This is a genomic window from Paenibacillus sp. NPDC056722 (assembly GCF_042790635.1).
Taxonomy (GTDB): Bacteria; Bacillota; Bacilli; order Paenibacillales; family Paenibacillaceae; genus Paenibacillus_AQ; species Paenibacillus_AQ agri.
Genome location: NZ_JBHTYV010000006.1, coordinates 180,582 through 202,410, shown reverse-complemented (window position 1 = coordinate 202,410; position 21,829 = coordinate 180,582). Strand labels below are relative to the sequence as shown.

The 21,829-nt window shown below is 45.0% G+C and carries 18 protein-coding genes; 5 read left to right on the top strand and 13 right to left on the bottom strand.

Annotated elements, in window-relative coordinates:
* Positions 1 to 58: 58 nt before the first annotated feature.
* Complete coding sequence (locus ACFRAM_RS17150) at positions 59 to 1,072, bottom strand: aldo/keto reductase (RefSeq protein WP_379466870.1); 1,014 nt, start codon at positions 1,070 to 1,072, stop codon at positions 59 to 61.
* 236 nt (positions 1,073 to 1,308) lie between these two features.
* Here ACFRAM_RS17150 and ACFRAM_RS17145 point away from each other — a divergent pair, with 236 nt between their 5' ends.
* From ACFRAM_RS17145 to ACFRAM_RS17135, 3 genes are read left to right on the top strand one after another with little or no spacing between them, the layout of a single operon-like run.
* Positions 1,309 to 2,403 (top strand): GerAB/ArcD/ProY family transporter, encoded by a 1,095-nt coding sequence (locus ACFRAM_RS17145; RefSeq protein ID WP_379466869.1) that lies wholly within the window; start codon positions 1,309 to 1,311, stop codon positions 2,401 to 2,403.
* A complete protein-coding gene (locus tag ACFRAM_RS17140; protein ID WP_379466868.1) occupies positions 2,400 to 3,848 on the top strand; it encodes a spore germination protein in 1,449 nt (482 codons plus the stop codon). The genes ACFRAM_RS17145 and ACFRAM_RS17140 overlap by 4 nt, the downstream gene beginning before the upstream one ends.
* Positions 3,848 to 4,990, top strand: a complete 1,143-nt coding sequence (locus tag ACFRAM_RS17135) for a Ger(x)C family spore germination protein (protein WP_379466867.1) — start codon at positions 3,848 to 3,850, stop codon at positions 4,988 to 4,990. The genes ACFRAM_RS17140 and ACFRAM_RS17135 overlap by 1 nt, the downstream gene beginning before the upstream one ends.
* A 55-nt stretch (positions 4,991 to 5,045) precedes the next feature.
* Here the strand turns inward: ACFRAM_RS17135 and ACFRAM_RS17130 are convergent, their stop codons facing one another.
* From ACFRAM_RS17130 to ACFRAM_RS17085, 10 genes are all read right to left on the bottom strand, one after another.
* Positions 5,046 to 8,216, bottom strand: a complete 3,171-nt coding sequence (locus tag ACFRAM_RS17130; protein ID WP_379466866.1) for an ATP-binding cassette domain-containing protein — start codon at positions 8,214 to 8,216, stop codon at positions 5,046 to 5,048.
* Positions 8,217 to 8,546: 330 nt separating this feature from the next.
* Positions 8,547 to 8,963 (bottom strand): SRPBCC family protein, encoded by a 417-nt coding sequence (locus ACFRAM_RS17125; protein WP_379466865.1) that lies wholly within the window; start codon positions 8,961 to 8,963, stop codon positions 8,547 to 8,549.
* Positions 8,960 to 9,286: an ArsR/SmtB family transcription factor gene (locus tag ACFRAM_RS17120; RefSeq protein WP_175371067.1), complete on the bottom strand. Its 327-nt coding sequence runs from the start codon at positions 9,284 to 9,286 to the stop codon at positions 8,960 to 8,962. The genes ACFRAM_RS17125 and ACFRAM_RS17120 overlap by 4 nt, the downstream gene beginning before the upstream one ends.
* 184 nt (positions 9,287 to 9,470) lie before the next feature.
* The gene (locus ACFRAM_RS17115) at positions 9,471 to 10,973 is read right to left on the bottom strand and encodes a glycoside hydrolase family 30 protein (RefSeq protein ID WP_175371068.1); all 1,503 of its coding nucleotides are present in this window, start codon (positions 10,971 to 10,973) and stop codon (positions 9,471 to 9,473) included.
* A gap of 319 nt (positions 10,974 to 11,292) precedes the next feature.
* Positions 11,293 to 12,234, bottom strand: a complete 942-nt coding sequence (locus ACFRAM_RS17110; protein WP_379466864.1) for an alpha/beta hydrolase — start codon at positions 12,232 to 12,234, stop codon at positions 11,293 to 11,295.
* Between the two features lie 256 nt (positions 12,235 to 12,490).
* On the bottom strand, positions 12,491 to 12,694 hold the full coding sequence (locus tag ACFRAM_RS17105; protein ID WP_379466863.1) for a hypothetical protein: 204 nt from the start codon (positions 12,692 to 12,694) through the stop codon (positions 12,491 to 12,493).
* A complete protein-coding gene (locus ACFRAM_RS17100; protein WP_379466862.1) occupies positions 12,691 to 13,797 on the bottom strand; it encodes a GerAB/ArcD/ProY family transporter in 1,107 nt (368 codons plus the stop codon). The genes ACFRAM_RS17105 and ACFRAM_RS17100 overlap by 4 nt, the downstream gene beginning before the upstream one ends.
* A complete protein-coding gene (locus ACFRAM_RS17095; protein WP_379466861.1) occupies positions 13,784 to 14,983 on the bottom strand; it encodes a Ger(x)C family spore germination protein in 1,200 nt (399 codons plus the stop codon). Before ACFRAM_RS17095 ends, ACFRAM_RS17100 begins: the two co-directional genes overlap by 14 nt.
* The gene (locus tag ACFRAM_RS17090) at positions 14,980 to 16,497 is read right to left on the bottom strand and encodes a spore germination protein (protein WP_379466860.1); all 1,518 of its coding nucleotides are present in this window, start codon (positions 16,495 to 16,497) and stop codon (positions 14,980 to 14,982) included. Before ACFRAM_RS17090 ends, ACFRAM_RS17095 begins: the two co-directional genes overlap by 4 nt.
* A gap of 118 nt (positions 16,498 to 16,615) precedes the next feature.
* The gene (locus ACFRAM_RS17085; RefSeq protein WP_379466992.1) at positions 16,616 to 18,418 is read right to left on the bottom strand and encodes an SgrR family transcriptional regulator; all 1,803 of its coding nucleotides are present in this window, start codon (positions 18,416 to 18,418) and stop codon (positions 16,616 to 16,618) included.
* 135 nt (positions 18,419 to 18,553) lie between these two features.
* Here ACFRAM_RS17085 and ACFRAM_RS17080 point away from each other — a divergent pair, with 135 nt between their 5' ends.
* Positions 18,554 to 18,727 (top strand): hypothetical protein, encoded by a 174-nt coding sequence (locus ACFRAM_RS17080; RefSeq protein ID WP_379466859.1) that lies wholly within the window; start codon positions 18,554 to 18,556, stop codon positions 18,725 to 18,727.
* A 396-nt stretch (positions 18,728 to 19,123) separates the two neighbouring features.
* Positions 19,124 to 19,888: a spermidine synthase gene (locus ACFRAM_RS17075; RefSeq protein ID WP_379466858.1), complete on the top strand. Its 765-nt coding sequence runs from the start codon at positions 19,124 to 19,126 to the stop codon at positions 19,886 to 19,888.
* A 167-nt stretch (positions 19,889 to 20,055) separates the two neighbouring features.
* Here the strand turns inward: ACFRAM_RS17075 and ACFRAM_RS17070 are convergent, their stop codons facing one another.
* Together ACFRAM_RS17070 and ACFRAM_RS17065 are read right to left on the bottom strand one after the other, a co-directional pair.
* Positions 20,056 to 20,964, bottom strand: a complete 909-nt coding sequence (locus ACFRAM_RS17070; protein ID WP_379466857.1) for an alpha/beta fold hydrolase — start codon at positions 20,962 to 20,964, stop codon at positions 20,056 to 20,058.
* A gap of 18 nt (positions 20,965 to 20,982) precedes the next feature.
* Positions 20,983 to 21,609: a DUF2239 family protein gene (locus ACFRAM_RS17065; RefSeq protein ID WP_379466856.1), complete on the bottom strand. Its 627-nt coding sequence runs from the start codon at positions 21,607 to 21,609 to the stop codon at positions 20,983 to 20,985.
* Positions 21,610 to 21,829: the final 220 nt, after the last annotated feature.

Sequence of the window (21,829 nt, the reverse complement as noted above, 5' to 3'; positions counted from 1 at the left end):
TTTTGTGTTGTATTGCTTATTTCGTAAAGGCTTCTCGCAACGCCTTCAAACCATCACTTCAGTTATTGACCGGAAGCGGTGCGTCATGGGTTACCAGCTTCTGTTCACGCAATTCTAGCCAAAATGCATTCGGGATCACTTCGTTCAGCGCAGCCTGATCCTCAGCAATCCGTTCAGGACGGCTGGCCCCGGGGATTACGGCAGCCACTGCCGGATGAGCCAGAGAAAATTGCAGGGCAGCAGCTTTAATGCTGATCTGATGCCGCTGCGCAATATTTTTAATTCGCTCGACCTTAGATATGATCTCCGGCGATGCTTCTTGGTACTCAAAGTGAGTACCTCCTGCCAGAATACCCGAACTATACGGGCCACCAACAATAATATTGACGTTCTTCTTGGCGGCGTCGTTCATCACTCGCTGCAACGCCCGTTCATGATCTAACAATGTATAGCGACCTGCTAGCAAGCATACATCTGGCTGTGCTTCTTCCAATTCCAAAGCGATCTCAATCGGCTCTACGCGGTTCACGCCAAGACCCCAAGACTTGATCACGCCCTCTTCACGTAAACGTGTCAACACACGAAACGCTCCAGTACGAGCGATTTCAAATTGCGCTAGCCATTCATCACCATAAAAGTCCTGGGCGATATCATGAACATAGACGATATCCAGATGATCCGTCTTCAGCCGATTAAGGCTCTGCTCAATAGAGCGTAGAGTCGCATCTGCGCTATAGTCGTTGACCAACTTGTTCTTACGACCGAATTCAAACAATCCACCCTTCTCTCCCAAGTCACGAGCAGCCGGATCCTCCAGCTCGTCCATAATCAAGCGGCCCACTTTGGTACTTAACAAATAGTCCTCACGACGGCGGGTGGACAATGCTTCTCCAAGTCGAATTTCTGCCAGCCCAGCTCCGTAGAATGGTGCTGTATCAAAATAACGAATTCCCTTCTCCCAGGCAGCATCTACTGTCGCCATGGCCTCTTCCTCCGGAATGTTACGGAACATATTGCCTAATGGAGCACTCCCAAATCCAATCTTACCTTGCAGCGCAGTTCTTATATTCATAAACCCTCCTGAGTTGTTAAATTTAGAGAAAATACCCGTTCACTCCTGAACAAGCAGTGTTTCATCCTCTGACAAGACTCATTATGATGCATATAAAGTCAAAAGAAAATTACGCACTTATAAGTACCATAGGCACCAAAAAGTAATCCAGTATTCCATTTCTTGATGACTTAACAGAATATTTCATTGAAAAGAATGACACTATAAGGTAAAGATGAGCCGGTTTATTTAGGAGGATGATGAAAATAAAAACAAATATTTCTTTTATTCAATCCACCATGATTATTATGCTGAGCACCGGCCTTCTAAATCATGTCATCATCATTCCTATTCTACTGGATGCGGCAAAGCGGGACGCTTGGATCTCCGTGCTGTTGGCAGGCGCATGTGCGCTAGTCTGGATTTTTATTCTGCACATTGGCAGTACCAAAATTAAGAAACAGCATCTTTTCGAATGGCTGGGAAAAACGTATCATCCCATCGTCGGCCGTATTCTTGCCGTGTTCGCTAGCGTATATTTGTTTGTGATATGCATGCTTACAACTAGGGACACCGTATATTGGGTGCATCTCACGTTCTCCCCAGAGACCCCCATACTCGTACTTACTTTCATCTTGCTTATTATTTCTGCTATAAATGCTTATTTAGGCATTCATTCCCTCGCTAATACCGCCAGTATTTTATTGCCTTTTGTTGTTATATTGGGCTTTTTTATAATGTTCTCTAACACAACCCATAAAGATTATTCCTTGTTAAAACCTATACTTGAGCATGGCACACAACCCGTCTGGAACGGGACTCTCTACGTTGGAGCAGGTTTTGTTGAGGTTATCATGCTCGTATTTATGCAGCATCACATCAAATCTCGGCTCTCCTATATTTCATTTCTGATCATGACCCTGCTTATTTTGGGTCTCACCATGGGACCGATTATTGGAGCCATTGTTGAATTTGGTCCGGATGAGGCAGGGAAACTCAGATTTCCTGCATATGAAGAATGGAGATTATTAACAATCGGCAGTTACATTGAGCATTTGGACTTTTTTAGTGTTTACCAATGGTTCAGCGGTGCTTTTCTGAGAATTTCGCTGACCATGTTCCTTATTCTCGACATATTCCAAATTCAAAGCAGAAAAATGAAGATGTGGATACTTGGATGCATTTTTTTAACGATTGTAGTGTTCACGGCTATCCCTTTTAGTGATCGTTTTTTTCTGAAATTGTTATCTTCCTATGTACTTCCCTTTTCTTTATGGGGGGTGTTGATTTTTTCTGTAGTTATTGCCGGGTTGATTAGCCTGGCTCATCGAAAGGGGAAAGCAACATCATGATGGAGCAAGCGCAAAAGGATTCCCAAAGAATCGAGGATATAGTTACAACATTATTTGGGACAAGTTCAGATATCTTGAGAATAAATCTCTCTTTGTCTAATTCAGCTTATGCCGTACAACTCGTTTATTGTCAGGGATTGTGTGATGTAGTCAAAGTGGAGCAATCCATCATACCCGCATTAAAAGATATCCCGGAACCTATCCTTTCCTCGGATGAGCTTGGTCTTCAGCAAAAGGTTCCGTTTCATATGACTGCCCTGCCAATGGATGGGATCGAACAATCGATAAAAGAAACCGTGCTAGGCGGCGATCTTCTTCTGATATTTACACCTTCGAATCAGTTATACACTGTGAAATTAGCTGATCCACCTAAACGTCAGCCTGAAGAGCCAAATACGGAAGTATCCACCAGGGGGCCGAAAGATGGATTTACAGAAGAATCCTTTACCAATATTGCCCTTATTCGAAAAAGACTCCAAACGGAATTATTAGCGGTTGAAGAATTCACCATTGGAACCAAAACCGCTACTAAAGTTCATCTCTTATATCTCAAGGACACGATCAAGCCTCATGTTTTACATTTAATACAGACAAAGCTGGCTAATGTTCAAGTTAAAGGACTGATTAGCAGTACCCAGCTTGAAGAGAGCCTGACCAGATTTTCGCTATTTCCATTATTCTCTTACACAGGAAGACCTGACTACGCTGCGAATTCGCTTCTTCATGGTAAATTTGTACTTTTAACTAATGGTTCACCTACAGTAATCATGGCGCCGGTAACCTTTAACTTTTTGTTGAATTCTTCGGAAGATGCACATATGGTGAATGTCTTTGTTGCTTTTTCGAGGTTATTAAGAGTATTCGGAGTGTTGTTTTCCTTGTTTTTACCGGGTTTTTGGATCGCAATCACTACGTTTCACCAGGATCAAATCCCTTTTACATTGCTTGCAACCTTAGTCAACTCGAGACAGGGAGTGCCTCTTCCCGCTCCTTTAGAGGCCATTGTCATGCTTATTTTGTTTGAAACCTTCCGGGAAGCGGGCATGCGATTGCCTTCCGCTTTTGGCCAGACTTTGTCGGTGGTGGGCGGTCTAATTATTGGTCAGGCGGCCATTTCTGCTGGAATTGCAGGTCCAGGTACTATTGTGGTTATAGCCATTTCAGTACTTGCCACCTTTACATTAGTAAATCAGTCACTAGTTAGCGTTGTTAGCTTGTTTCGAATTGCCGTACTCATCATTAGCGGGTTTCTTGGGTTATTTGGAACGATGATCTGTCTGCTTGTACTGATCCTCTTTTTGGTCAATTTACGTTCTTTCGGGACCTACTATCTTTCTCCTTTATCCCCGCCGAAGTTTAAGGAATGGTATAAGGTTATTTTCAGAATGCCGTGGGGGAAGAGAAGATTAACTGACAATACGGGGATTAAAGGACGAGAACGATAATGAAAATGATCCGATGCATTCTTATTACTGCACTGCTTTCCACACTCCTTACAGGTTGTTGGGGAGCAAAGGAAATTGAGCACATGATTTATGCGAATACACTCGGAGTCGATTATGTAGATAACAAGGTCGTTGTTTATATCCAGATGGTTAACTTTAGTGGTATCGCCAAGAAAGAAGCGGGTCAAGCCCAGGAACAGAAAACATTCATAGGAAAAGCTGACGGGGAATCCTTTGATACTGCGATTTTCAATTTGTATGCTACCAGCCCGCAAAGAATTATCTGGAGTAATGTGAAGACGATCGTTTTTAGTGAAGCAGCGCTAAAGGAAAGAGATGTTGTTAACCAGGTATTGGAAGTGTGGGACCGATACTATGAATTTCGTTATACCGTTTGGACCATGGGGACTAGCGATTCCATGGATAAAGTGCTGAGTACGACTTCAATCGCCGATTTATCGGTGATCTACTCCCAGCTTAACAGTCCTATGCGAACGTATGAACAGAGTTCCGTCATCGCTCCGGTGTATCTCTACAAGTTTATTTGGAAGTGGAAAGAAAAAGCTGAGACGGTTCAGTTACCTTATCTGGAAATTATACCGTCCTGGACGAATAACAAAGAGTCCTCACCCAATATTAGCATGAAGGGAATTTGTTTTTTGCAGAACCAGCAATTTCGGGGCTGCTTGAAGAATAACGATATTTTAGGGAATAGATGGCTTGAAAAAAATACGGAAAGAACGCCCCTGGTTATCAAGGATGAACAAAACGACGTACTCGCTTTGTTGGTCATGAACAAAATTAAACACTCCATACGTCCCAAGCTAAAGAATGGCAAACCTGTCTTCGAGATAAAAGTGTCTATGCAGGCCACTCTTCCCGAGATCAGCACAAATCTAAGTAAGAAAAAGCTTGAACTGAAAGCTATAGAAGAGATTAATGAGCAAATTATGAAGACTTACACCAAAGGTTTAGAAATCGGTGCCGATGTATATGGACTATCCAACATATTCTATCGTGACAATGTAAAGGAGTGGAACAAGTTAAATGATAAGGGGCAATTACCACTCGATTCGAACAGCATTGACAAGATCGATATCAAAGTGAACCTGATTAGCGGCGGTATTTCTAAAATGAAGTAATCTACACAAAGAAACGCATCAGATCATTGGACCGGGTGCGTTTCTTTTCTTTAATTTAATTATTGTGCTCAAGGAATTGATGTACCGCCATCATATCCCGTTTATTGAGCTCACGAATACGATTGAAAATCGGAATATCTCCAACCGCTTCAAGATTCGACCCTTCAGCAACAACATCACTGACTTTGCCCGTTAGCCAGGTCTGCACGTCGATGCCTTCGACGATCTCCTTCCGCCCTTCATCATTGATACCACTTGCATAACAGCTCACACAAGGAATTGTTAATTTATATACACCATCATGGAGTCCATCTTCAGATATGACCTTCTTCCCCTTACAGAATGGACATGGCTGACTGGCTTTAACCTTATTAATTAAGGTGACAATTTTTTTGTAACCAAACGCTTCATAGACATAGGTCAGTTTTTTGTATTTTCCATTCGTGAAATACTTATCAATGATGTTCTCTCTCGTCTCGGTGATATCGGCAAAATCACAGATCGTGACCCGATTGTTCCGGCTGATGGATTCAACACTACCGCTAATACGGTCCCAGAATGGCAGGATATTTTGTAGAACCATTTCATAGTGGGCAAAGCTTGCCTGCTCTAATTCAAGCATTTTCAGAGCAGCTTGTGTTTCTCTAGGCAATAAAGAGACATCTTCTGTTAACACCATCTCGCCACCGACAATGGCTTGTATTTTATCTAGCACCTGCAAATCACCCACGGTTCTAATGGCTTGATCAACTGGCTGCCCAATAATCGCACGAATATCTGTGTCGCCAAACTTCAGCTTCTTATGATGATTTAATACGGTTCCTTGGCAGATTGGGCAGGTAATCATTTTCTTGGACGCTTTGATATGCTCTTTAATGATCGATTTCGAGATCACCATATAGTTGCCAATGATGGTATTAAAGCCTTCCCAAGTCCTCGATGCTTTGCTTGCTTTATCATAAAATGACTTTTCCCAATACCCGTATAAAAAGGTGTGCTTCTCGGCATCCGTCAACTCGTTATAACTTTTGCTTAGATCCTGACCGAGCTCATTCTTAATCTCCCCAAAGATGAATTCAATTTTGGAGAATTGATAGAATTTTATAATCTCCATCGCATCCGGATGCAACATGCCATCCCAGAACGGTACGGTTTTATCTTGGACTACAATATCGAAATCAAATTCTTCAATCACCCTACGGCCCTTGCAGCTAGGACAATGATTATCTTGATGATAGAAATCGAAGCTATTCGTATCTTTATTGGTGGGATGTGCTGCCACTATATGGTTGATCAAGCCACCAATTTCATAAAGAAATGTATATTGGCTATACAAGTGCCGTTCCAGATCAATGGCAACGACCGGCGCAATTCGTTCCGATTCGTATTCACCGTAGATCAAACGAGCCATGGAGGATAAGCTTTTTAAGATGCCGCCCTTATAAACGTTCTCTGCATTTTTAAAATAGGCAAGCTGATCTTCTTTTAAATAGTTAATGCCATTATGTTCATGCAGTGTTGAAGAAATATGCGCTGGAGCGGCAGTATCTGCACCGTTTTGCCCGCGATAATAATCATCATGCCTGACAACATCAAGATGCTCCACAGGAGAAAGCTGTCTTTTCCCAAAATCGGCGATAAAATCTGAGTTCTCCAGCATATACGCGTTATGTTCAATCATGATCATAGATACAGATTCATCCTGCAGAATCACCCTGATGCTATCAATGAATTGATTTAGAATGTTCTGGGATAGACCTTTGGAAGGCTCGTCGAAAATAAATAGCGTATGTGGGTTCCTCGATCCCGCGAACAGTTCGGAAACTAAATGGACACATTGGAATTCACCCGTCGATAGGGTCTGAGTTTTTCTTTCCAACGTCAAATAACCAAGTCCAAGCTTGATCAACAAGCTCAAGCGTTTATGAGCGATGTCTTCATTTGGCAGTTCCTCAATAATATCTTCAATCGAGCGCTGGAAAATATCATCGATATCTTCGCTGTACTTCGTAAGTTTCTTTTTAATATCCAGGAAAGTCGCTACGGTTGACCGGCTGGTAATCGATTGATTTCGATCTTGCCCGACCATGACCAGTTTATCCTTAGGATATCGTTTCACAAAATCTTTGGCCATACATTCATTGACCAGTGTAGATTTACCGCATCCAGACTCACCTGTAAAAGTTACAAGTCTATTCTGGGGAATCTGTATTTCAGCGATTTGAACATTACGGCAATACAGATCATGAAACTGATAATATCCCGTTGGGGCTTCCGCATTTCGTTCCCAGGTGATGGGCTGTGGTCGCGGTGACTCTTTTACAATTTTGCCGCCATATTTACCACTGCCAGGTCCAAAGAACAAGTGCTTGTCCGCTGTGTCGAGCACCGTATCGGAATGGTCAATGAGCCAGATCTGATTCTTATATCCTAATTGTTCAATCTGCTCTAAAATTCGCAACAGGGTTTGATGATCAAGACCCACGGAGATTTCATCAATGATAATCACTGTATTTTCACTGGTGGCCATGAATTCTGCCAAGTAAAGTCGTGTTAATTCTCCACCTGACAATGTTCCCATGATCCGATTTAATGTTAAATAACCAATATTCATATTGATTATATTTTGCAGAATAAGTTGTTTGCCCTCACTGATCTTTAAGACTTCTGCCAATGAGAGAATGGTTTCAATGCTTAAGTTGTTGATATCGGAAATACTATGTGGTCGATCCAGTAATTCAATGGTATGCTGTTCAACTTCTTGACTATAGCGTCTACCCTTACACTTCTTACATTCGAGATTTTTAGTAGTTCCGCGGCCCTTACAATCCGGACACCAGCCTAACTCATTGTTAAATGAAAAAACTTCCGGAGAAAGATTGAATTGCTCCGCAAGCGTCACACGAATCTCCGTAAACACACCGGTATGTGTACCAATGGTTGAGCGTGGATTGGAAGATATCGATGATCTGCCTAGAAAAAGCACCAGTGGCATCTCTTCCATCTTGATCGCACTGAAATTAGTCTCCATAATATCGGGGAATAAATACTGGTATTCGGCCTTTGGCAATAAGGAAACGAGACGTTTCTTGGATTCTTCACCAATGGTTTGACAAAAAGTTGTTTTACCGGACCCAGACAAGCCAGCTATGCCTAACGATTCATCCACTGGTAGCACGGCATCCAGCTTGTTAATGTTGTTCGCAATTAATTGTTTAATCTTCATAGTGATATCCTCTCATCTCCATTCTCTCCATCTATATAAGGTTGAACTTAAGATTTTCACTTAAGGCTCGGTCGTCACTACGGTGGAATGTTTGGACTTCCGGCCGCTGTTGTCTGCAGATTTCTTGATTTAATACCGCTGTTTGCGGTAGAAATCCGCAGACAAAGGCGGGCGCTAACGCTCCTACAGTTCCAAACTTCCCCCTTCGTTCCTTCTCGCTTTTGTTACTCTCTTTTGTTCATCTTATCTAGTATTGCCATGTTCCGATCTAAAAATGACGCCTTCCCTGTTACGGAAAAGCGTCCGGTTGATAGAAATAGAAGATTATTGTTACAGTTCTGCTAGCACTTTTTCAAGTTGAACGCCATTATTCGTCCAAGCATATTTAGCTCCCTCAATAGCGCCCGGACGAGACTTGGTAGCTTCACTAAATCCGAATTGATCAAGATGCAGATGAACGGTTCCATCGGAACCTTCTTTCAACGTCCAAGTAACGGTAGTGCTTTCTCCGGCACTCTGCCAAGTATACGATAATGTGTGCGGCTCATCCACTACGAGTACCTCGCAATCAACAATACCATTCCACCATTCATTCGGCTCTGCACGGAACTGGAATTTATGTCCCACAACCGGTTTAAAGTCGTTGCTCCAGATCCATTTCGCAAGAGTGTCCGAATCCGTTAAAGCGTTCCACACCTTCTCGATTGAACTTGTGAATTGATAATCTAAGGATACATCTGGTTTCATTGTTCTTCCTCCAATAATAGTTTTAGTTTGTCGAATCTTTCTTTCCAGAACCCTTCGTAGAACGATACCCAGTCCTGAATTTCTTTAAGCGGCGCGGCATTTAATCGGTATCTCGTTTCTCTGCCAACCTTTCGAGCAATGACAAGACCAGAATCTTTAAGGATAGACAAATGCTTAGAAACGGCAGTACGCCCCATTTGAAAATGAACCGTAATCTCATGCAGCGGAATCTCATCAACATCTGCCAATATTTGAATTAGTTGTCGCCTTGTTGGATCAGCAACAGCGTCATAAACATCTCTCACTTGACTTCGTTCGTTCAAAATCACCCCCACCTTTTCCGTAATATTACCTGTAGTGCCACTGAATATACTTCATTAGCATCTGATAGAACACCATTTAGTGTCGAATTGATTATAGGACACCATTTGGTGTCCTGTCAAGATACCTTGCTCTACCAAAAAAAAGACCCCCGATACCAAGTATCGAAGGCCTGATGATACGATTTTATGAAACGGTTCCGTTCCATTTGTAAGTCATAACCGACTTGCCTGGAATGGTAACGGTGAAGCTTTGACTGCCCCACTGGATCTTCACATTACGCTGCGCGCTGGAAGAGTTATAAGCCACTACGACTTTGGAGCCGTCCGGATTGCGGAATGCTACGTTTTTAACTTCTGAACCGGTGTTACTGTCAATGCGATAAGCATTAGGTACAACAAATTTACTGAAGTGACCGAGCAGATAGTATTGTTTATGATAAGTTACATTATTTTCAGGTGCGTCATTACGGTTATCCGAATTGCGGATCGTGAGCATTCCTTTATTGCTGTTGTTCGGTGCAAGCAGTGCCGGACCGTCTTTTTGATCCAGGGCAGCGTTCCAGGTAATGATCGACTTGGACCAGTTTCTCGTAATATTGATGAACTCGTTGATCATATTATCGAACCCGCTCGATGTGCCGTTCTGCGGATCATTCCAGTTACCGAAGCCGCCCTCGGTGAACCAGACTTCCTTGTCTGGATGATTGTTGTGGATCGAAGTCATTTGCGAGCCGTCCCCGCTGTCGTAGTGGTGGAAAGCGCTACCAGAAACATAACTGCCTTTGCCCGCATTCTTGAGATTGGTAATGACCTGGTTAGGGAAGTTCCAGTCCAGATAGTTATGGTCAAACGCGATAATCTTGGTATTCATCCCGGCATTACGCAGTGTAGGACCCAGATAGTCGCCGATAAAGCCTGTCTGATCCTGTACGTTCATGCCCATGGAAGGATAGTGGGATGGTTCATACATAGGTTCATTTTGCAAGGTTACTGCATAGATCGGTACTCCTTCAGCCTGATAAGCTTCGATGTATTTTTTGAAATAGTTCGCATACGTCCCGTAATGCTCTGCTCTCAGCTTGCCGCCATTCAGCGTATTGGAATATTTCATCCAGGCAGGTGCACTCCAAGGTGAGCCCATCACTTTAATATTAGGATTCTTGGCAATCGCAGCTTTCACCATCGGAAGAATATAGGCCTTGTCCCGGTCGATCGAAAATTGACTCAGTGACGTATCGTTTGGTGTATCGGCATACGTATACGCTGCCCAGGCAAAATCCGAACTCCCGATAGGCTGCCTCAGCAGGCTGAGTCCAATTCCCGAAGATCCGAACAGCCGCTCCATCACTTCTGCACGGTTATTGTTATCCAGTTTGTAGTTCATAAGCCATGCGGAAGCATCCGTCAGAGAGACACCAAAACCATCCATCTGTTGATACCTTTGGTTCTCGTTCACCGTAATGGTGACGTCCGCATTGCCAGAGTTGCTGCTAAAATTCTTATCCGCGATCCGGGTCAGCCGGGCAGTCGGACTCAGACCAACAGCCGGTTCAGAGTTGGGATCAGAGGTAGAAATCCATACCTCCACCTGTTCCCCAGCAGCGTGGGCCGCATTAGGTACTGTTGAACCTGCAGAGATTAAAAGACCGGACAGCAATACAAGAGCACTCTTTTTCCATACTTTCATGAACTCAACTCCTTTTAAATTTGTAAGATTTGTAGGAATGAAGCAAGATAACATAGAAATGAAATCGATTTCATTTTGAAGCAAAAAATAGTGCAGTATCTAGTTAGTTTAGCTCTCTTCGTTCACACCTCCTCTTAACAAGTCAAATTTAGTGATTCAAGGTTTATTTAAAAGCTTAATGAAAGCGTATTCATTAATAGTTATACACTCTGCTGGGAATAATTGCAACAAGTAAATCAATATTTATTTCAAAATGTTACCAAAGTAATAGAAAAGCCGAATGACCCATAGGAGTATGGATTCATTCGGCTCTTCTATTTTACTTAACTTCTGCCATAAAGCTTCTGAAATCTTCGGCGATTTCTTTGGAGTGAGTATGGTGCAGATAGTGCTCCCCTTCAAGTTCAATTATTTTTCCATATGCAGAGTTTTCGATTTGCTCTTCATGTCCTTTTTTCCAGCCTTCAACATCTGTGTTAACTTTGACTAAGAAGAAAAGTACCGGAAGGTTCTTAGGGAAGCTATAGCTCTCAGCAGCTTTAAAGTTATGCGTGAAGTTCTCCCCTTCATTCAACATATTGGCATTAAACGCATTTTTGAGCGAAATCATTCTTACTTGTTCTTTGATTGCCTCATCACCGTCTGGTGCAAACACTTGGTCTGGACTTAATTTCATGAGCAATCTGTTGAACCCGGAATCCCGAAGGAACTTATACACGCCTGTTGGAAACTCTTCATCTTCCCCATTCATTTGCGTTGGAAAACTGCTATCAATCCCTACAAATGCTTTCACTTCATTTTCGTATTTATTCACATATTCCAGTCCGTAGATACCGGCAATGGAGTGCCCCATCAGCGTGTAGCGGTTAATATTTAACTTTTGCAGAGCTTCATGCGTTTCAGCTACGATATTATCAATGGTGCGTTCTTTGTCCGTAACATCACTTAGTCCATAGCCGAAAGGCTCTACCACTACCACTTTATAAAAGGGAGCTAGCTGATCTATCAGTGGCTTAAAATCAAGGCCTGGGGCTGCTGTTGCAAAGCCTGGAAGTAGCACGACGGTCTCGTCCCCCTTACCTTGGATCAAGACATTCATGTTCTTTCCATCCACTGACACTTTCTGGCCATAAGGTTCTATCTTCCCCAGCTCGGTTTTGTTACTGACCTTATTGACGACGAACACTCCGACTATAAACAGTACAATTGCCAAGACTAGAACACCTATTGTTTTAAGCAAAAAAGACAGTATTTTCTTCATAAATGAGTTCCTCTCTGGGTGCTTTATTTTTTTAGATCCCCCGCCTATCTCCCCCTTATTCTAACAAGCCAGGATTAGCTCTTGTAAAACATAAGTTAAACAGAACCTTAACTCTTTGGCAGCGTTCGGGCTGGAGTTAATGTTCTGTTTAACAAAAACGCGGATTAAAATAAACGCGAACTTCGTATGTATCCGCTCAAAGTCAGCATTAACTATATCGGATCAGCACTGATCTTCTCTTAGATGAAATCCACTATCACAACCCCATGAGGTCTAGCAGCATTGAAATCAGCTGGGTAGGTTTGAATTTGTGGTCAGTAAAAATACTTATCCAATCCGCCAAACCAAGCAGAACAATAACCAAAAACACCAGAATTTCTTTGGTTTGGGTACGCACTCTTACCATGATTCTAAGACTCAATCCAATCGCTGCCGCCATAAAAAGAATAAACCAGATCATGACGCAGGCTCCTCCGTTCGCTTCTTTCGGATTCTCCGAATCCAGGTGACCAGCAGGAGTAGACACGGTATAACCACACTGTACAATAGCGTGTATTCAAAATCATATTTTTTGCTGAATTCAATATTCTCGACCACGTTATCATAGCCCATAGCGAGGCCGGAAATTAGCAGAATGAGTGCGATAGTTATCCAAAATCTGTTCTTTATCTTGAACAATTGGCATATTCCCAGAACTGAGCAATAATAGGCAATGGAGAGCTTGATAAAAATTGCGACCAGCAAAATCAGCGCCATTGTTGATTCCAGATGCTCGAAAAAAGTCCCGATATGAATCTCCTGGACAATCACAAAGAACGGATAGGTATCATGGGAAGCGCGAGTCACGCCAAGTACGCCTATAGTAATAAAAGTAGCAAAGCTAAGCAGGATCGTTGCGACCGCGTACGCCAGGATAAAACTACTCTTCACTTTGTTGCTATGGACAAATGGAAACAGCATGAGAAAGACCAATCCCTCCATAAACGGAAATCCAAAGATAGAACTTGTCTCCTTCATTGTCTTCCAGACATCCATGCGGAATATTCCCTGGAATCGTCCCCAATCCCACTCAAGTAAGGCCAGGCAGAGCACAAAAATTAAGGTGGCCACCATAATCAGGAACAATAATTCTGACGACCTGGCGATGGTCTCGATCCCTTTGAATATAGCGTAACCGGTAACGAAGAGGAACATCACATGAAATATAGTTAATGGTGTTAACGGCATTAGCGCTTGTTTCATAAAGTCGCCCAGATTCCGGGTGATAAACGCGGCAAGCTGGATGAAATAGAAGATATACAAAAGCGCAAGGAGACCGCCTATTGGTCTGCCGGCCACCTTGATACAAATTTGCACGATAGACAATCCCGAGTGCAGCTTGGATAGATGCAGCCAGATCAGTGCGGCAAAAATGCCAGCAGTTCCCGCCCATAATGGAACGATCCATGCATCCTGCTTGGCAGCGGCAATTAAGCCACCAGGGGTGAAGAAAAAGGAGGTGCCAATCAGGAAGGAAAGGGTCAGCACAAAGAACTGCCAGACCGTTAGCTTACTCTTTTCCATTCCCTGCCCCTCCTTTATACGGATCAACAATTTCCCCGATATTTTCAACTTTGCTCTTGATCGTTACATGTAGTTTGGTCCCAGTCCAGGCATTCTCTTGTTGTTGCAGCTTCTTCCAAGCATTCCCCCGCTTGTACTTGATTTCGTCCTCCAGACCGAACAAATCCCACTTCTTCTCTATAGCTTGTGCATAGAGCTTCTCCGAAGTCTTGATGAGCTTTAGGTCAAATTGATCTGTAATCTTGGATAAGTTGTCCCAAGTCAGTTTCTCGGTCTGCTCATCATTCCGCAGGGCCAGATGGGCTGTGATCTCCACATTCCAGACAGGTGCACCATTCTTAAGTGACAGCTGCTGTTTCGTTTTTATTTTATGGGCATATAGATCCACAACCCGATCGTCCAGTACGATCGATTCGAAGAAGTTTCCTGCTTCGCCCTTCAGTAAATTGTAATACCCATTCTCCCAAAGCGAGACTTTCCCGATCATCTGATCCTGCTTGAACACGGCTGCTCCCGTTAGCACTAAATTACTCTGGTTGCCGTTAATGTCATCAAAGCGGTTGGCGGAAAGAATCGGCTTCTCACCTTTCAAACTGACGATGGGGAGCATCGTAAGTGTGGTTGAATCCATATTCTCTACCAGGTCCTTCACCCGCGATTTCAGGCTGATTCGGCCTGTGGCATTGTTTGTATTCGAAACTAGTGACCGCAAAAGCCGTCCGGGCAGCTGTTCCAGCGGCGTAAAGGTCATCATCACATCTGAGAGCGGAGAGTCTGTAACGAACAAATAGAGGCTCGAGCGCCTGTTAAACTGCCGTTCATAATAATTCAAGAAGGTGCGCAGGCCTTCCCTTGCGTACTGCTCGGTCACGATGTGGGACTGATAATGATCTGTAAAAAGCTTACGCGGCAACGTATCACTGGATAATTGAGCTAACTCGCCCTTGGTTTTCCCCTGCACTTTGTACGTGTATACGGGAGCCTTACTGCGACCGCTTGATTCCGAAGCGTATGCTCCGGGATTGACAATTTGGTAATATACGATTTGTTCATGGGTTTGTGGATCGATCTCCGATCCCACCAGTCCGGCAACAGCCAATTCATTGATCTCCACCCGATCCCAGCAGCCGGTCAGACAGCACAGTATGATTCCGGTGACTGCAAGCTTTTGAAAGGCAGCATTCATAGCCTTTTCCTGCTTCTTTTCCTTGTCCCGTTCATTTTAGGATAAGTGTCCATCCATGGCCGGGGCACACGGACAAGAATATCCTTCCAATCGGACAGCACAGTGGGAGCCACCGGCGACAGATACGGAACGTTGAATGATTTTAGAGAAGCAAGGTGTACGATCGTAATCAGAACCCCGCACAACAGACCAAACAATCCCAGCGCACCGGCCAGCATCAGGTAGAAAAACTGCAGAAGTCGCTGTGTGATGCCGAAGCTGTAAGAAGGGGATACGAAATTGGAGATCGCCGTTATCGCTACCACAATGACCATCGCGGTCGAGACAAGTCCGGCTGTAACTGCCGCCTGTCCCAACACCAGCGCACCGACGATCGAGATGGCTTGCCCGGCGATCCGTGGCATTCGAAGACCCGCCTCCCGTAGCACTTCAAAGGTCACCATCATCAGCGCAGCCTCAACAAATGCGGGAAAAGGAACGCCCTCTCTCTGCCCTGCAATGCTAATCAAGAGAGAATGAGGAAGAAGCTCCTGTTGAAAGGATACCACTGCCACATACAGAGCCGGTACGAATACGGACAGCATGAACGACAGGAAGCGAACCCAGCGCAGAAGCGTAGCAATATCAGCACTTTGGTAATAGTCCTCGGGGGCAATGAAGAATTGAAAAAAAGTAATCGGTCCGACCAGCGCAATAGGACTTCCATCTACTATCACCCCTACTCCTCCCTCCAGTAGATGCGAAGTCAGAATATCTGGACGCTCCGTACTGAGGATCGTGGAGAATGGTGAATAGGTACGATCCCGTAACCATTCTTCCACATAGGCACTATCCAAAATACTGTCCGTATGGATGGCGGCGAGTCGTTTGCGGAATTCCTCGATGACCGGACCAGAGGCTAAATTGTCCAGATAGAGCAAAGCCATGCTGGTTTCCGTTTCTGTACCAGCCGTGACCTGTTCGATAACCAAATGTACGTTGCGGACTCGCTTACGAAGCAGCGACAGGTTAACTGTAATATCCTCCGTAAATCCTACCTGGGGTCCCCGTACCGTCGACTCTGTCATGGGCTCCGCTACGCTGCGTTTACTAGTCTGGGAAACGTTGATCCATAACACTTCAGGTGCGCCAGCAACCACAACCAGGCAGACGCCTTTTAATAAACTGTTAACACAAAGCGTGAAATCATCGGAAGAGGAAATAGAACTGAAGGGAATCCGTCCCTTGAGGACACTAATCATTTCATCTGCGCGGGTGACATCCTCGAAGCAAGCCTTTTCCGAGAGAAAAGAAAGCAATTCATGCTCAATCTTATCCTTGTCGGTTAAGGTATCTAGAAACAAACAGTTACACGGAATGTCTGGCGAAATGACTAGCGAGTGAATGATAAGGTCAGGAGGGCTGTGCAAATAATCCCTGATTTGATTCACAAAAGACAGCGGTTCATCTTGGTTGTAAACTGGATTGTTCACAGCAGATGAGTCTTGCGCTGGGTTCGAGTCTTGAATCGGCATAACAAAAACTCCTCAATTGTAGACTGGAATCATTGTTCCATTATCTCCGGGCGAGGAGTTGAATATACGTAGAGGGAAGCTCACGTTCATTAGACGAAAGGTTGGATGATGGCCGGTATCAGTCCAGTTTTTCCAGCCAAATATCTTTGAAATCGATCCAGCCGAGGGCATTCAGACTGACGCCTCTAATGGTCGGGTGAAGATAAGTACGCAGTTCCCTGTGGTGGAGAAAAACAACTGAGGCCTCGTCACGCAAGTGCTCCTCAATCACTTTCAAGTGTTGACGTCTTAAGACCTCGGTATCGGCACTTAAAGCCTCGTCGATCCGGCCGTTAATCCAGTTAAGCAATTCATCATCAAGATAGGACTTAAAGACACTGTCTCCATGCTCATAGGCTTCAATCTCGCACACTTCATCTTCAGGTAAAATAAAACTGTGGATCTTTAAGTCCTCGTCATGGAGTGGTGTAGAGCAGACAGACGCTTCTGCCCAGGAGACAATCTTGAGGTCGATATGAATGCCCCATTGCCCAAGCCGCTCTACAATCCAGCGGGCATCCTCTTCGAAATTCTCATGGGCGGTAAAACGGATAACCGAGCCATCATAATGAGATTCACGCAGCGCAGTCTTAACCCGCTCCGGCAGAAGCGGATCTGCAGAGCGGGACTGGCTCCCTTCCGGTCGGAAGCCGAAGGCCGGCATGGCGCGATCCCCACCCAGTTCCAAGACAAGGTCACTCGTATTTAGAATCATGCGCACCGCCCGGCGAAATGCCTCCGACTGTTGGATACCGGGACGCCGCAGATTCCAGGTGAGCAGCGTACATCCTCTGCAGAGCTTCTTAAGCAGCTGCCAGTTCTCCATGTGTTTCTCCAGAAGAGGATTCCCGGAATAGCCCTTATGCAGCATCTCAGGCATTTCGACCGCTGAATCCCGACACTCCTCTGGCATAACAACTACATCCACGCCATCCAGATACGGCCTGCCTTCATGGTAGGCCGTGTAAGCAGCCAATTCGATGCAGTGCGACGATTGCGAGATCATTCGAAAAGGCCCGGTGCCGATCGGAAGCTGCCAGAATTCTTCCTCCTCCATCCCACCAAGGTTCGCAGGCAGAATCGACGCGGCGTTGGAACACATGTAACGGTCGAAAATCCGGTTAGGTTGCTTAAGATGAACACGCAGTACCCGTGGTCCGAGCATTTCAATCTGCTGCACGCCGCGCAGCAGCCAACGGTTCTGCGTATCTCCGCGTAAGCGCTCCAGCGAAAAGACCACATCTCTGCTTGTTAATTCATGGCCGTTATGAAAACGCACCCCTTTGCGCAAGTAAAACGTCCATTCCGTCGCTTCTGGATTGGATGTCCAGTAATGAGCGATGCTGGGAGCAATCTTACTGATCCCCTCATCGAACTGAAGCAGGCGGCTGAACAATTGCCGCATTAGATGTGCGTCAATGGAATAGTTCACTTGGGCTGGATCCAATGTCGTAACAGGACGATATACTGGAAATCGCAGCGTGTCACTTGTAGAAATACCATCGCTGGCTTCCTCTTTATGATAGCCGAACTGGCCGTTCAGCCATTCGAGAAATTTTGGCTTGGCCTGAGTGCCTTCCCCGAACGATTGCAGCAACTCGAAGGCTTGCTTGTAGTCCCCCTTCTCTGCCCGGCTTTGGGCCAGTTGCAGCAGAAACCTCTCCTTATCGGCCTTGAATGCGATCCGTGAACGATTACCGCGTCCAAGGCCCGGTAGCCAGTCAATTAGCTCTTCTTCCTCCAGCTTACGCAGGATAAGTTTCGCATTACGAGTCGTACAGAATAAGGCTTCCGAGAGATCTTCCAAGGTGGCCTCAACAGGCATTCCCCCACTGCTACCACCCCCGAAACGTTCGTAAAGTGTTAAATATCGTTCGGCCATGATCACCTTTTGCGGCCTCCTTCCGAATGCTTTTCCCTAAAAGGGGAAATCGTTAGAGGCAATTATACGCTTTTTGTCCCCTTTTGAAAAGCACATAATTAGCCTTAACAAAAGAGAGAAAGTGGGGAGAATTTCATGCTGGAACATCCATATATCATAGAAAAACTAAGAGGATATCAGGAGCGAAAATCCGCGGTCGGGCTCATCGGAGTGATTCAGGGGTGCATTGGGAGATTAGTGTATAGTGAAGCAGCGTTTACACAAGTGAAGCGTATGCCGGGCGGGGATTATGAAGTTCAAGATCGTTAATATGTGATTCAAAAAAAACTTCCGAGACTCAAGTGTTCTTGAGCTTCGGAAGCCAATCCGGCTGCGCCGTAATTAAGACTTGCCTTTGTTATTGTTTGCCAGCTGTATGATCATGATGACAAGAACGAGCAATGCAATGAGCTGATCGATACTCATCTGCGTCCGCCTCCATTCCTTCACAAAGGATGGCTCCTCGGACGTGCATCTCCTCTCCCAAAGAGACATTGCTTCGTTCCCCTTTTACAGATTATGAGACGCCATGCCGGCTTATTACTTTGGATACTGGTGTTTTAATCGTTGGCATTGCCTCTATCCATAATTGAAGATATATTTAGAAAATACATAACGGTGGCTTGAGAACTGGCCGGGTAACATACTGAAAAGGAGATTGGGCATTTGAACTTGCTGCACAAGGAAATAGACGAAGGTTCTGGCGGTAACTACGAGATATTAGTTTACGACACAGCAGAACTCTATGGAGAAAAAGGTGCTTTTCGGGTGCTGGAATTCTCGAACGAGGCAATCCAGGGAGCGCTGGATTTGAACCGTCCGGATCGGGTGCTCTTTGAATATCCCAGAGCGATCATCCACTTAATGGAGCATAACGTTCCGGAGTTTGAAGCTGCATTTTTAATCGGGCATGGTATTGGGACCATAGCCAGTTATTTTGCAGACCGCAGAATGAAAGTGGCCGAACATAACAAACAGGTGCTGGAGATCAGCAGACGGTGGTTCGGGTATGACAGAGACAATGTCGTCGTGGGAGATGGACGTTCTGTGCTCGACAGTGAATCGTCGCAGGCTTATGATTACATAATCGTCGATGCCTTCACAGACAAAGGTACGCCCTTCCACCTGACCTCAGAGGAATTTTTCACACTGGCTGCTGAGAAACTGGATGAACGCGGCGCCGTCATTCTCAATCTGATGGGCAGAGGCGAACAGGACCGAATGATTAACGCTATTCATACTACACTGGGCCGTACATTTGCTTATACAAGAGCTTTTGCACTTCCTTCTGATAATGCTAGTGATGTGCTAAACATTGTGATGATCGGCAGCCATGATTCGATTGGATTTGTGTCCCGCAAAATGGCAGGATTCACAGAGATTTTTCCTGAGCCGGGGCATGTTATATGGGATAGTGTGCCTGTAATTTGAATATTTCGCTTCAGAATCCAACCATCGTCTGTTTAGAATAATCCCCATAGAAAAAGCGCCGACCCACGATGTTATCATGAAACCGGCACTTTTCTTTTGTTCCCATATACATATTCAAATGGTGGCTCTGTTAGAACCCCCTTTGAATGATGAAATGGAGCTGCTTGCTATTCAGGAAACGCCTGCCCATTGCGACGAGCGGTTCGCTCTATACCATCAGCAGTTACTTTGTACAGTTGATGAGGCAGATCGTGTCCCATGCCGTCAATCAGCATTAGCTCGGCGTCAGAGATGGCAGCAGCCGTATCCTCACCACACGCAGGGACAAATAGAGGATCGTCCACTCCATGAATGACAAGTGTCGGTACTTTTATAGTTGCCAGCCGCGGACGACGGTCACCGGAGACAGCAATCGCAGCAATTTGTCGTCCGACACTGCCTGGATCGTAGGCTCGCCGGACTTCCTCCAAAATAAGCGCCCGATAAGCATCCTCTTCAAACGGATAGCCGGTGCCGGCGATGCGCTTGGCAAAAGAGAGACTGTGCGCCAAAAATCCTGCTTCATCCTCAAACGGATTTGGTGCCGGTTTAGTCATCAATGCCATGACTTCTTGGGAAGCTTGCGGAAGAGCGGGATTACCGGAACTAGACATAATAGAAGTGAGTGATAACACCCGTTCAGGGTAATCACTGGCTACAATCTGTGCGATCATTCCGCCCATTGATCTGCCCACAATATGTGCCCGGTCAATTAAAAGCGCGTCGAGCAGTCCGATAACGTCTTTGGACATGTCATCCAGAGTGTATGGGATGTCAGGTCGCTTTCCCGACATAAGAGAAGTCGCCAGTGCTTCAAAATCCAGCGCCTTATAATGGCTAAAATGTGTTGAGCAGCCTACGTCGCGATTGTCAAAGCGGATGACGCGAAAGCCCCGTGCTGCCAGTATCTCACAAAACGGAATTGTCCATCGGATCATCTGGGTTCCAAGCCCGGCGATCAGAATAATTGCCTCGTCATTTTCGTTACCGAAACTATCATAGGCCAACTCAACACCGTTAACTTTTATAATGTTCATGATTATGTTCTCCTTCAATTAATCTGGTATTGGAAGTACTTCCCCTTCGGGGAATGCATTAGCAGCTAATTTTTTGACATGGTTTCTGATATCAGGCGCCCAATCATCAATGAAGTGGTTAAAACGATCCAAATCACCAGCATACAATGCCCGCAGAGCCTCTTCGTATTGATGGAAGTTTCCAGCCATAGCTGTCATAAAGTTATATGTTGCTTCTTGTGACTCTCGGATATTACTTTGTTTTTCTCCAGCACGTCGAGCCTCATCAATGAGTTTTCGTAAGGTTACCGACGCCCCTCCAGGTTGACCCTTGAGCCATTCCCATTGCCGTGGCAATAACGTAACCTCTCCGGATACAACCCCCAGCTTAGGTCGACCAACCCGCCGAGTAGGCTGCTGATCCACTTCCGTACTGGGTAAGTCACCGAACTGTACTCCCAATCGTTTGAGCACTTCATCTGTTTTCCCACGAAAATCAACATCTATTGGCTTCCCCGTGGAATCGTCAAATATAAGCAACTCTGTGAGGTCTTTGTCATCCAGAGCATCCTTCACTGTAGAAACAACGTGCTGTAACGAACCACTGGCAACAACTCCGACACCCAAAAATGCCGTGCAGTAAAAGTGCGTTATGGAATTACTCATGCTGACCTCCTCTCTGATTGCCTAATTATACCCGGGTAAAAATAAAAAATCAATATTACCCGGGTAAAACATATTTCGCCGCTCCTTATGAAGGTAATATATGCAAAAAAACGCGACCTAAGAGGACCGCGCTGTTGAGGGCTATGGTTTGTTTTATGTTGCAGATGCGTTGTTTGTCGCAATACTGCCCGTTTGCCTAATGGGAAGTTACCAGTTTTAT